Origin of the sequence: Gordonia asplenii, assembly GCF_012933505.1 — a bacterium.
GTDB lineage: Bacteria > Actinomycetota > Actinomycetes > Mycobacteriales > Mycobacteriaceae > Gordonia > Gordonia asplenii.
Genome location: NZ_JABBNB010000005.1, coordinates 202,797 through 214,906, shown reverse-complemented (window position 1 = coordinate 214,906; position 12,110 = coordinate 202,797). Strand labels below are relative to the sequence as shown.

Annotated in this window: 10 protein-coding genes; 4 read left to right on the top strand and 6 right to left on the bottom strand. The window is 65.2% G+C overall.

Features of this window, described 5'->3' with window-relative positions:
- Positions 1-12 precede the first annotated feature (12 nt).
- Entirely contained in the window at positions 13-453 is a 441-nt protein-coding gene (locus HH308_RS06890; RefSeq protein ID WP_170193437.1) for a MarR family winged helix-turn-helix transcriptional regulator, read from the top strand.
- Between the two features lie 20 nt (positions 454-473).
- Here the strand turns inward: HH308_RS06890 and HH308_RS06885 are convergent, their stop codons facing one another.
- A complete protein-coding gene (locus HH308_RS06885) occupies positions 474-1,994 on the bottom strand; it encodes an acyl-CoA synthetase (protein ID WP_170193436.1) in 1,521 nt (506 codons plus the stop codon).
- Between the two features lie 111 nt (positions 1,995-2,105).
- A complete protein-coding gene (locus tag HH308_RS06880; protein WP_170193435.1) occupies positions 2,106-3,578 on the bottom strand; it encodes a PucR family transcriptional regulator in 1,473 nt (490 codons plus the stop codon).
- Positions 3,579-3,716: 138 nt separating this feature from the next.
- Between HH308_RS06880 and HH308_RS06875 the strand changes: the two genes are divergently transcribed.
- Both HH308_RS06875 and HH308_RS06870 read left to right on the top strand, forming a co-directional pair.
- Positions 3,717-5,108: an NAD(P)/FAD-dependent oxidoreductase gene (locus tag HH308_RS06875; protein WP_170193434.1), complete on the top strand. Its 1,392-nt coding sequence runs from the start codon at positions 3,717-3,719 to the stop codon at positions 5,106-5,108.
- Positions 5,109-5,134: 26 nt separating this feature from the next.
- Positions 5,135-5,482: a cupin domain-containing protein gene (locus tag HH308_RS06870; RefSeq protein WP_170193433.1), complete on the top strand. Its 348-nt coding sequence runs from the start codon at positions 5,135-5,137 to the stop codon at positions 5,480-5,482.
- Between the two features lie 907 nt (positions 5,483-6,389).
- On the opposite strand, the gene HH308_RS06865 is transcribed toward HH308_RS06870, so the two are convergent.
- Positions 6,390-7,337 carry a helix-turn-helix transcriptional regulator gene (locus HH308_RS06865; RefSeq protein WP_170193432.1) on the bottom strand — a complete coding sequence of 316 codons (948 nt, stop codon included), beginning with the start codon at positions 7,335-7,337 and terminating at the stop codon, positions 6,390-6,392.
- A 1-nt stretch (position 7,338) separates the two neighbouring features.
- Positions 7,339-7,773: an EVE domain-containing protein gene (locus tag HH308_RS06860; RefSeq protein ID WP_211188230.1), complete on the bottom strand. Its 435-nt coding sequence runs from the start codon at positions 7,771-7,773 to the stop codon at positions 7,339-7,341.
- 147 nt (positions 7,774-7,920) lie between these two features.
- Here HH308_RS06860 and HH308_RS06855 point away from each other — a divergent pair, with 147 nt between their 5' ends.
- Positions 7,921-8,508, top strand: coding sequence for a TIGR03086 family metal-binding protein (locus tag HH308_RS06855; RefSeq protein ID WP_170193430.1), 588 nt, complete (start codon positions 7,921-7,923; stop codon positions 8,506-8,508).
- A 924-nt stretch (positions 8,509-9,432) separates the two neighbouring features.
- Here HH308_RS06855 and HH308_RS06850 read toward each other — a convergent pair.
- Together HH308_RS06850 and HH308_RS06845 are read right to left on the bottom strand one after the other, a co-directional pair.
- Positions 9,433-11,121, bottom strand: coding sequence for an AMP-binding protein (locus HH308_RS06850; protein WP_170193429.1), 1,689 nt, complete (start codon positions 11,119-11,121; stop codon positions 9,433-9,435).
- Positions 11,122-11,182: 61 nt separating this feature from the next.
- A complete protein-coding gene (locus tag HH308_RS06845) occupies positions 11,183-12,052 on the bottom strand; it encodes an alpha/beta fold hydrolase (RefSeq protein ID WP_312870432.1) in 870 nt (289 codons plus the stop codon).
- Positions 12,053-12,110 lie beyond the last annotated feature (58 nt).

The following is a 12,110-nucleotide window of genomic DNA, read 5'->3' as shown; positions in this document are numbered from 1 at the left end:
TACCGTTTCGGCATGACCGACCGGACCACCCGAGATCACGCCTACCTGGACTCCGACCTGGGGTTTCTGCTGGCGCGAGGCAGCGCGACGTTGTCGAGGGCAACCAACGCCGCGCTGGTGCCAGTGGGCCTGAAGGTGCGCGCGTACAGCGTGCTGGCGGCGGTCTGCGACGAACCCGACGGCGCCACTCAGCGTCGACTCGCGACGACCGTCGGACTGGATCCGAGTCAGATCGTGGCGCTGGTCGACGAATTGGAGGGTCGCGGCTTGGTGGTCCGCACCGTCGATCCAGCCGATCGCCGCAACAAGCTGATCAGCGTCACAGCTGAGGGAATTCGCCTGGCAGACAAGGCGAGTCGGATCAGTGCACAGGTGTCGGCAGAGCACTTCCCGGACGTGCCGGCGAAGGATCTGGCGACGATGCGGCGGGTGCTACGTCTGTTGGGCGAGTAGAGCGAAGCGAGCGGCCTCGCCTATGCGTAGATCGACCGCAGTCGGTCCTTACGGATCTTGCCCGTCGCGTTGCGCGGGATCTCCGCGAGGACGACCATCGACTTGGGAATCTTGTAGCGCGCCAGTCGATCCGACAGATAGCTGACGAGATCGGCGAAGGTCAGCGTCGCGCCAGGCGCCAATGAGACTGCGGCGCAACCTACTTCGCCCCATTTCTCGTCGGGTATACCGAACACGCCACACTCGACGACACCGGGCATCGACAACACCACGGCCTCGATTTCGGCGGGGTAGATGTTCTCGCCGCCGGAGATGATCATGTCTTTGAGGCGGTCGACGACGGTGATGAATCCCTCGTCGTCGCGCACGCCGACGTCGCCCGAACGGAACCAGCCGTCGTCGGTGAAGCTCGCGGCGGTGTCAGCGGGGCGGTTCCAGTATTCACGCATGACATTGGGGCCGGAGATCTGGATTTCGCCGCGCTGTCCGACTTCGGTTTCGACACCGGCGGCGTCGACGACGCGGACGTCGGTGAAGAAGTGCGATTTGCCGGCCGAACCGAGCTTGCGTTCGACCTCGTCGGGCTTGAGAATCAGTGCGCCAGGACCGGTTTCGGTGAGACCGTACGCCTGGCAGAGCGCGACGCCCCGGCTCGCGTAGGTGGTCAGGGTGCGTGGCGGCACCGGAGCGGCAGCGACGATCCAGCGGCGGATCGAGGACAGATCGGCGTCGTCGAAACTCGGATGCGCACTCATCGCGTCGAGCATCGTCGGGACACCGAAACCGTAAGTGACGCCATAGTTTTCGATGACCGCGAGGACACGCTCGGCGTCGAATCCGTCTTCGATGACGACTGTCCCGCCTTTGAGCAGCGTCGGCAGCGAGATGAAATTCAGCGCGGCGGTGTGGAACAGCGGAGCGACGACGAGGGAGACTTCGTCGCTGCGCAGGTCGAGGTCGACGATCGGGTTGAGCGCGGCGAAGGTGACCGAACCATGTGTCAGCACAACACCTTTCGGGTGTCCGGTGGTGCCCGAGGTGTACATGATGAAGCACGGGTCGTCGTGGCTGACGGCAACGTCGACGTCGTCCGCACTCGCCTGCGCGATCACCGTCTCGTAGTCCAGAATCGACTCGGCACCCGCCCCGTCCAGCGAGATCAGCACCTCGGCGCCTGCTTGCGCCGACGACTGGGCCGCAACGTCCGACAGCGCTGCGGAATGGATGAGCACTCGCGCACCCGAATCGGCCAATGCGTAGGTCACCTCGGGCGGGGTCAGCCGCGCATTCAGTGGAACGAGCACCGCACCGAGCAGCCCGGCGGCGAAGAGCGCCTCCAGATATGCGGGATGGTTCGCACTGAGCAGGGCGATGCGATCCCCCTGCTCGACGCCGCGCTCGGCCAGTGCATGAGCCAGGCGGCGCGACCGCTCATCCAGCTGTTCGTAGCTGATCTCGTTGCCGCGGAAGATGATTGCGGTCTGCTCCGGCGAACGTCGCGAGGTACGGCGGGGCCAGCTTCCGACGCCTTGATTGCGCATGGATCCTCCTGGAGAGCGCGGTGTGAACACACACTACGATCAATCATTGAGATCGTCAATGATTATTCTTCGCAATCGCTGTGTGGCATTCAGCGTAGGACGTCGGATTTCTCATTCACGAGGGACATCGGGCCGAGAGTGCTCCGCGAGGTCCAGCCCGGCCCGATCCGCTGCCGTCAAGGCCAGCCACAGCAGTGCGGACCCCTGCGTCGACGTGGGCTTGAGGCCGGTCAGTTGCTCGACCTTCTTCAATCGATAAACGAGAGTCTGCCTGTGTACTCCGAGTGCGTCAGCGGCCCGCTGCCATCCGCCGTCGTTGTCGAGGAAGACGCGCACCGACCGCACCAACTCTGCGCCGGCGTCGGCATCATGGCGGATCAACGGTCCGAGGATATTTCGCACCAGGTGCCGCGTGTCTTCGACGCTGGTCGGCAGAAAGTCCGCCCGCACCGCCACCTCGCCGTATGCCGCGACCGTACAGCCACGCTCATTCGCCTGCGCGACGGCGAGGTGCGCCTGCCGAAATGCCTCGGGCACTTGCGAATTAAGCGCGAGAACGGCCGACAGTCCGACGCCGCAACTGGGCGCCAGGGCGCACGCGACACGCCTGAGCGTCTCCGTGTCATTGGGGACGATCGCGATCAGCTCCCCGTCGCGCACACTCAGCAGGGGCGCGACGTTCTGCAGGCAACGCAGATGGTGGATCGAGGTGTGATCGAGCGGTTGTCGGTCGGGCGCCGAGAAGCAGGCGACCACCAGCTCGCCGGTCATCGACCGAAGGCCGAACTCCGGCCACACCGCAGACAGTGTGATCGACTCGTCGAGTAGTCCGTTCAGCAACGCCCGGCCGGACTCTCGCATCCGATCACGTTGCTCCGCAGCATGTTCCAGCTCTAAGGCGATGAGCCCACCGACATGTTCGAGCAGCGGCCGGTCGGTCGGCTCGCCGGCGTCGACGCCGGCAATCAATGCGGTGCCGGCTGCGCCGGGCAGCTCGACCTGCACTTCGACGTCGTCGACGTCGCCCTCAAAAGCTTTACGTCCCAGCGCAATCGACTCGCCTGACGAGAGATCGACGACGCGCAGGCTCCACCCCGTCGAGCGTTCCAGCGCCGACAGCCGCTCAGCGAGGGTCGCACGGCGGTGCAGCGACTGCCAGTAGGTGTCGTACAGTCGTTTGATCGCGGCGACGCGTTGGCGCTCAGACTCGATCGCACTCTCGATCACAGTGCGCGCCAACGTCACGAACTGAAGGTCGTACCCGGCCGCCAAGACGGGAAACCCTCGATCTCGCGCGACGTCGAGCATGCCGGGGGTGATCGCCGGCGCCGATTGCCCGGGCGCGACCACCAGTCCCGCCACTGCGCTGTCGATCAGCGAGGTGATCCACCTACGCTGATCGTCCTCGCCGTCCGGCAATCCGCCGCAGGTGGTCATCACCAGGTCGCCGGAGTCGAACCACGACCACGGATCGGGCAGATCGCACGCGTGCGCCCAGGTGACCAATCGCGAACCCCCTCGTTCCCCGGCCAGGTAGCGCAGGCCGAGTGACGGAACCGCGACGAGCTGGTCCACCGAAATCATGACGTACCTCCTTCATACGAAAGTATGAAGGCCTTCGTCAGGTCTAGCGAGTCTACGAATGTCCAAGCTCGGCTGCGCACCACACACTGATGGTCGACGACGTCACGCTCGACGTCGACGACATCTGAGGAGTGGGAAATGACAGTTCTCAAGCCGACCGGTCGGCCGACACCGGGCGTACCGCTGTGGGCGTCGCAGAGTAGCACCGCGACTCGGCCCATGCTCGATGGCGACATCGACGTCGATGTCGCCATCGTCGGTGCCGGCTTCACCGGGCTGTGGACCGCCTACTACTTGTTGAAAGCGGAGCCGAGCCTGCGCGTGGCCATCATCGAACGCGAGTTCGCGGGCTTCGGGGCCTCCGGGCGCAACGGCGGATGGGCGTCGTCGATCTTTCCTGTCTCGCTGGCACACGTGGCCAAGCGGTACAGTCACGACGCCGCACTCGATCTGCAGTCGGCGATGAACGACACCGTCGCCGAGATCGGCGAGGTCGTGACAACCGAGGGCATCGACTGCTCCTACGCCCGCGAAGGATTTATCTCGTTGGCACGCAACGAGGCTCAACTCGCCCGGGCTCACGCTACGGTCGCCGCGTCGGCGGCGTTCGGCACTCACCGTCAGTGGTCGTTCCTGTCGGCGTCCGAGGCGTCGGAGAAGATCGCGGCGACCGGCGTCCGCGGCGGCATCTTCACCGAGCACTGCGCACTCCTGCAGCCGGACCGGCTCGTTCGCGGCCTCGCCGATCGCGTCGAGGCGCTCGGCGCGACGATCTACGAGAACACCCCGGCGTCGAGCATCGCCGCCGGGGTGGTGCAGACCGTGTACGGCCGGGTCACGGCGTCCACCGTGGTGCGTGCCACCGAAGCGTTCACACCGGAGTTCGCGGCCTACCGCCGCAACGTCGCACCGCTCTACTCGCTGGTGGTGGCCACCGCCCCGCTGCCCGACGACGTACGAGAGTCCTTGGGGCTCAACAGTCGTATCGCCTTCAACGATATGCGCAACCTGCGGATCTACGCGCACCCCACGGCCGATGGGCGACTCGTCTTCGGTGGCCGCGGCGCGCCTTACCACTTCAACTCGAAGGTCGACGCACGATTCGACGTCGATGACCGAATCCACGCGAAGATCGTCGCGACGATGCACGAGTTCTTTCCCGCGTTCGCCGACGTTCCAATCACGCATCGCTGGGGCGGACCGCTCGGCGTGCCGCGCGACTGGTTCCCCTCGGTCGGCTATGACCGCCGCAACAAGCTCGCGTGGGCGGGGCCGTACGTCGGGGACGGCGTCGCGACCAGCAACCTGGCCGGGCGCATCCTTCGAAACCTGTTGCTGGACAAGCCCGATGCACTCAACAGCCTGCCCGTCGTCAACCACAATTCAAAGAAGTGGGAAGTGGAGCCGTTCCGGTGGCTCGGCGTCAACGCCGGATTGCAGGCGGCGTCGGCCGCCGACGCCGAGGAAGCGATTACCCGCAAACCCTCAAAGATCTCCGCTCTGCTCGAAAGACTCACCGGCGCACACTGATTCGTTACCTTCCAAGGGAGTTTGCCATGATCTCGCTCGTACACCTCGCACAGTCCACGGTCACCGGGCCGCTCACTCCGGCTGGACAGCGCCCCGGCGCCGACAGCGGCGATCCCCGGTTGGCGACACTGACCGTCGACGCGGCCGCACCCGCTCAGGTCGGCATCTGGGAATGCCGTCCCGGTGGCTGGCCCGTCGTCGACCGCCCCGACACCGAAACCTGCTACATCATCTCCGGTCGCGCCACCATCACCGACGACGCGTCCGGCACGACCGTCGACGTCAGTGCGGGCGACTTCCTCACCCTGCCTGTCGGCTGGAGCGGGCGATGGGACATCACCGAGACGCTGCGCAAAGCCTATTCGATCTTCTAGTGGATTGTCGCGGCTAATGGTATTGATATCTTGCCGTACCCCTGCTTCGCCGCATCCTGCTGGTTGAGCGAGTCGAAGCTGAGTCGAAACCACGGTGACGCTGCGGGTTTCGTCATTTCCCGGCCGGCGGGGTTTTGACTCGCTCCGCTCAACCTGGATCCGCCGATGGTGGGCCCATTTCGCTGGTTGAGCCTGGAACCACCGGCCGAAGCGTCCCTCTGCTGGTTGAGCCGGACGAGCGCCGTGCTGAGCGAGGCGCTAGCCGAGTCGAAGTAGCGCTAGCCGAGTCCGTGTCGAAACCTCTCAGCCACAACGACTTTCGATGATGCGCGCCAACATCGGCGATGACACCCGGCAAGTGAGGCGTGTGCACCCTACGGGTGCACACGCCTCGTTGTTCGATAGCATCACAGGTCGACAAGTGCGCTGCCATCAAATGCATTGTGGTACAGAGGTTTCGACACGCTCGTCGCTTCGACTCGGCTAGCGCCTCGCTCAGTACGGCGCGCTTGCGCTCCTCGCGGCTCAACCAGCGGGTAGGGCCCGTCGTCGGTGGATCCAGGTTGAGGCGGCCGACTTGATGGGCCAGGACGTCGCCGGTCCGAGACGCTAGCCGAGTCCGTGTCGAAACCACGGTGACACAACAGGTTTCGCGCGACCGTTCACCTCGCGTTCTGATCGCGTGACCTTCTCCAGTCGAATACACCCAGCAGGTGCATTCGACGCATACGCTGAAGTCACCATCCCCACCTGCCTCGACTCACCGAAATCCATTGTCTCACTGTGGTTTCGACACGCTCGTCGCTAACGCTCCTCACGGCTCAACCAGCGGAGAGGGCCACCATCGGTGCACCAGGCTCAACCGGCAGAGGAACGCAACGGTCATATAGCTCTTTAGTGCGACACCCTAGGGTGTGCCGTCGGGCCGCAATTCCAGGCGGCGGACCATCCTGCGGACCCGCTCGACGATCTCCTGCGCGACGTCGTCGGGTTCGATCACGCGAACACCATCAGCGAAGCGCCACAACACATTCGCGGCGTGACGTCGATCGGAGAACTTGACGGTCAGTCGGGTGTCCCCGTTGCCCCGTGGTTCCGACTCCAGGACTTTCGCGGCGTGACTGAGCGCGGGGAGAGTCTCGGCGTCGACGTCGACGACTACCTCGATGAACTCGAACCGCTCGCGGAATGATCGTCGGCTCTCCTCCCAGATCGATTCGAGGTCGACGTCGTCGGGTCGGTCTGCGGGGTCGTCGAGGACCTCGACGTCGCGGCAGCGCGATACTCGGAACATTCGTTGGGCACCTTGTGAATTCGCGACAAGATACCAAGCGCTGTCGGCGGCGATGAGGCCGATCGGATCCAGGGTGCGCGGCTTGGGTTCACCGTCGAACCTGCGATAGGTCAGTCGGACTCTACGTCCTTCGAGCACGGCCTGCTGTAGCGGAGCAAGTACCGTCATCGGCGTCGACTCGCCGAGGTAACCTTCTGGGCGCACCAGGATGCGCTGCGCGGCGTGAGTCGCTTGTGCGCGTTGCCGTTCCGGAAGGGCGACCGCGATCTTGCGCATCGCGCTGGCGAAGTCGGCGGGGGCGAGGCGACCGGCGCCGGCGAGCAGCGCCGTCGCCTCGTCGACCGAGAGCGTCGAGAGGTCGGCGCGAAACCCGGGAAGCAGCGAGAATCCGCCGTTTCGGCCACGTTCGGCATACACGGGGATACCGGAGATCGATAGCGAGTCGATGTCGCGCAACACCGTTCGTTCCGAGACCTCCAGTTCGCCGGCGATCTCGGCCGCCGTCATCCGGCCGCGCAGTCGCAGTAGCGCGACGAGGGACAGCAGGCGGTCGGTGCGCATGTCAGGTCAGGGCCGCGGTCATCGTCGTCTGGATCAAGCGAAAGTCGTTTTCGCTCAACGAAATCAGTCCCCTACGCAGTTGATATCCCCAGTTGGGCGCGGTAGTCAGCACCAGTCGGGTGTGCAGCTCCGCCAGTGGAACCGCCTCTGCGTCAAGGTAATTCACTCGACGCCGATACGGCTTGAACGACCCCTCGTCGGCCTGCCAGATGTCGTCGTCGGCGACGATGCCGACTGCGGTGAACGCTCGCAGCGGATCACCGTCGGGGTAGTCGGTGCGCGGTGAGTAGTAGACAAGGCCGTCGCCTCGTGCCATCCGGGCCAGCCCCGCGCGTTTGCCGTGGTTGACTTGGGCGATGCCGAGGTCGATGCCGCGTCGGACGTGACTCGCGCTTACGACGCCGAGCCAGTAATTCTGGTGCGTTGAATTAGTCATCTTCATCTCCTGCTTCGAGGCTCTCCTGCTCCATGACTCCGGGCGGAACCGCCGAAACAAACTTCTCAAACAATCATGACAGAACTTGTCAGGTATTGCCGATCTACTTGGTTCACCACCGAAACAGCCGATCAACAGGAGGACATCATGACCGCACCGACCCAACTCGATCCTCGACCCATCTACTTCGCCGCAACCGCCTGGGTGACCGAACTGTTGCACAACGTCGACGCCGGGCAGCTCGGCGATCCGACTCCGTGTACCGAATTCGACGTCGCTACGTTGGGCTCCCACCTGGTCGCGACGGTTGGGCGAGCCGCCGTCGTCGGCGAGGGCGGCGACTTCTCGTCGATGCCGGTGCTGGCCGAGGGCCACGACGCCGATGCCTATGCGGCGGCAGTCGAGCGCGCTGCCGCCGCCTGGGCAGACGACTCGCGACTGTCCGCGATGGTGACAGTGCCGTGGGGCGAGGTTCCCGGCGCCGGCGCATTGTGGGGATACATCAACGAGACACTGGTGCACGGCTGGGACCTGGCCGTCGCGACGGGGCAACCCGCGGAAGCCGACCCCGCCCTGGTCACCCCGGTACTGGCCGCGGTGAAGAACTTCCTGCCCGCGCACATCCGGTCCAGCGACGAGGTTCCGTTCGGCGAGGTAGTGACGCCGCGCGACGACGCTGGCTTGACCGAACAGTTGGCGAACTGGTCTGGGCGAGCGCCGTTTACGCGGGCTTAGGCCGGCGTCGATGCAGTGGGCAGATTGCAATCTGTCTGTTGAGCGGCGGCGAGGGGCCGGCTCCCTTGGCGTCCGTGAGGCGCCAGACTGCAATCTGTCTGTTGAGCCGCGGCGAGGGGCCGGCTCCCCCGGCGTCGGCCACGGGCAGATTCCAATCGGCCCGCTGAGCCTGGGCGAGGGGCCGGCTCCCCCGGCGTCCGTGAGGCGGCAGATTGCAATCGGCCCGCTGAGCCTGGGCGAGGGGCCCCGGGCCCCTCGACGTCCGTGAGGCGCTAGATTGCAATCTGTCTGTTGAGCCGCGGCGAGGGGCCGGCTCCCCCGACGTCGGCCACGGGCAGATTCCAATCGGCTCGCTGAGCCGCGGCGAGGGGCCGGCTCCCCCGACGTCCGTGAGGCGCCAGACTGCAATCTGTCTGTTGAGCCGCGGCGAGGGGCCGGCTCCCCCGACGTCGACCAGGCGGCAGATTCCAATCAGCCCGCTGAGCCGCGGCGAGGTGCCCGCTCCCCCGACGTCGACCAGGCGGCAGATTCCAATCGGCCCGCTGAGCCTGAGCGAGGGGCCCGCTCCCCCGGCGTCGGTGACGCGCCAGATTGCAATCTGTCTGTTGAGCCCGCCGCAAGGGGCCGGCTCCCCCGGCGTCGACCACGGGACAGATTCCAATCGGCCCGCTGAGCCTGGGCAAGGGGCCGGCTCCCTCGGCGTCGACCAGGCGGCAGATTGCAATCTGGCTCATTCAACAGCAGCACGCTGTCCGCGGTCGCCTGGTTGCCTGGTCGCCGGAAATACCTTTGGGCACGTTGGTATTTCGGCTTACGACCCCTCGTTACACCGAACCTCGTTCACTTCGACTCGCAAGCTCGCTCCGCACGGCTCCTCGCTTCGGCACTCGGCGAACGAGGCAGGCACCGCAAAGCGACGAGTGACTACTCCACCAAATCCTCGTATCGGTACTCGGTCGAAATCGACTGTCCCGCTTGGCTTGCATCGGCTTCGCGACGCTGTAGCTCCACTCGCCTGATCTTGCCCGAGATCGTCTTGGGGAGCTCGAAGAATTCGACGCGGCGGACCTTCAGGTAGGGCGCCAAGTGGTCACGCGAGTATTCGAGGATCGCCTTGGCGGTGTCGGCCGTCGGCTCCCACCCGGCTGCCAGGGTGACGTACGCCTTCGGCACCGCCAACCGCGTCTCGTCGGGCTGCGGCACCACCGCGGCTTCGACGACGGCGGGGTGCTCGATGAGGACGCTCTCGAGTTCGAACGGTGAGACTTTGTAGTCCGACGACTTGAACACATCGTCGGTGCGCCCGACGTAGGTGATGTAGCCGTCCGAATCCCGTTGTGCCACATCGCCGGTGTGGTAGTAGCCACCGGCCGTCACGGCTTCGTTTCGAACGGGGTCGCCGAGGTAGCCGGTCATCAGATTCATCGGATGCTTCGACAGGTCCAGACAGATCTCCCCCTCGTCGCCCAGCTCGCCGGTGAGTGGGTCGACCAGGACGACCGGCACGCCCGGCATCGGCCGACCCATGGAGCCCGCCTTCACCGGCTGTCCCGGTGTGTTGCCGACCTGCAGAGTCGTCTCCGTCTGACCGAATCCGTCGCGAATCGTGAGCCCCCACCCCTCTTCGACCTGCCGGATGACATCCGGATTGAGCGGCTCACCTGCTCCGAGCAATTCCCGGAGTCCGGACGGCTTGTCACCGAGGTCGGCCTGAATCAGCATGCGCCACACCGTCGGTGGGGCGCAGAATGTGTTGACCTTCGCCCGACGCAGCTGTTCCATGAGCGCGACGGCGTCGAATCGCGTGTAGTTGTAGACGAAGATCGTCGACTCCGCGATCCACGGCGCGAAGAAGCAGCTCCACGCGTGCTTGGCCCAGCCGGGGGAGCTGATCGCGAGGTGCACGTCCCCCGGCCGCAACCCGATCCACGCCACGGTCGTGAAATGCCCTACGGCATAACTGATTTGGGAGTGCTCCACCAACTTGGGCCTACTGGTGGTGCCCGAGGTGAAGTAGATCAGCATCGGCTCGTCGATCGTCGTCGTCGACTCGAACGGCCCGGACGACTCGACGTCGGCCGCGTCGGCGTAGGCGATCCATCCCGGCGCCTCGCCCCCGACGACGATACGCAGGTAGTCACCGTCGATCTCGGCGAACTTCGGGACGTCGGCGAAATTGGTGATGACACAACGAGCTTCGCCCCGATTGATGCGGTCACGCAGATCCTCGGGCCCGAGCGCCGCGGTGGTCGGCATCACGATAGCTCCGAGCTTCAGCACCGCGAGCATCACCTCCCACAGCTCCACCTGATTGCCCAACATGAGAATCACCCTGTCCCCCTTGGTGATTCCCAGACTGCTCAACCACGTGGCGACTTGGTCGGAGCGACGTGCCATCGCGTCGAAGGTGACTTTGAGTTCCGAGCCGTCCTGCTCGGTGATCCACAGCGCAATGCCGTCGTTGCCGCGGGCGAACGCGTCGAACCAGTCGATGGCCCAGTTGAAGGTTCCAGTGAGTTGCGGCCAGCGGAACTCGGCGACGGCGCGGTCGTAGTCGCTGATCGTCTCGATCAACTGGTCGCGGCTGCTGCGGTAAAGCTCGGTATTGGTCATGGATTTATGATCCACGTCACTTCGACGACGGGCCACCCTCCGAAGAGGGTGGCCCATCGCCTCACGCCTTGGAAAGCTTGGCGTCGACCCATTCGAGCAGGTCGTCGCGCACTTCCTCGCGGTTGGTCTCGTTGAGGATCTCGTGTCGCGCCTCGGGATAGCTCTGCAGAGTCACGTCGGTCAGACCGCCGGCGGCGAAATGAGCGAGGAGCAGGTTCGCCAGTGCCAGTTGCCCGTTCACCGGGTCGTGCTCGCCGACTGCGACGAGGATCGGCAGTTCCGAACGCATCGCGCCGACGGCCGACGCGTCGGCGAGCGGCCGTGCCCCGACGAACATCGCCTTGCCCGACGCCGCGTCGATGCCGAATCCGCAAAACTCGTCGGCGACGTACTTGTCGACTTCCGCTTCGTCTCGCGACAGCCATTCAAAACCGGTGCGGGCCGGCTCGAAAGGCGCGTTGAACGCCGAAAGGTCAACGCCTGCATCAAGATCGAGCGCGGGCTCCAGACCGTCTAGTGCCGCGGTACCGCTGAGAATCACGGCGTCGGGAACGTCGGAGTTGGTCAGCAGATACTGCTGGGTCGCAAAAGACCCCATGCTGTGTCCGAGGATCGCAAGTGGCAGATCGGGGTGTTCGCGGACGGCATGATCGACGACGACGCCGATTTCCCCGACCAATGCCGTCCAACCGTTCTCGCCGAGATCGCCGAGCTCGCGGCCGTCGAGTTTCGACAGCCCATGGCCCCGATGGTCGTAGGCGTAGACGACGAATCCTTTGTCCGCGAAGAACTCTGCGGTCGCGGCGTAGCGCAGTGAATGCTCTCCCATGCCGTGGACGAGGACCAGGACCGCGCGGGCGTCACCTGTCGGGTCCCAGCGCCGCCCCGCCAAAGTGTTGCCATCGATTCCGGTCTCAGTGAAGGTCTCCACAGAAATGCCCTTTCGTCGCACGTGGTCGATGCGAGTCTATGCGGCCCGATCGGTGCGC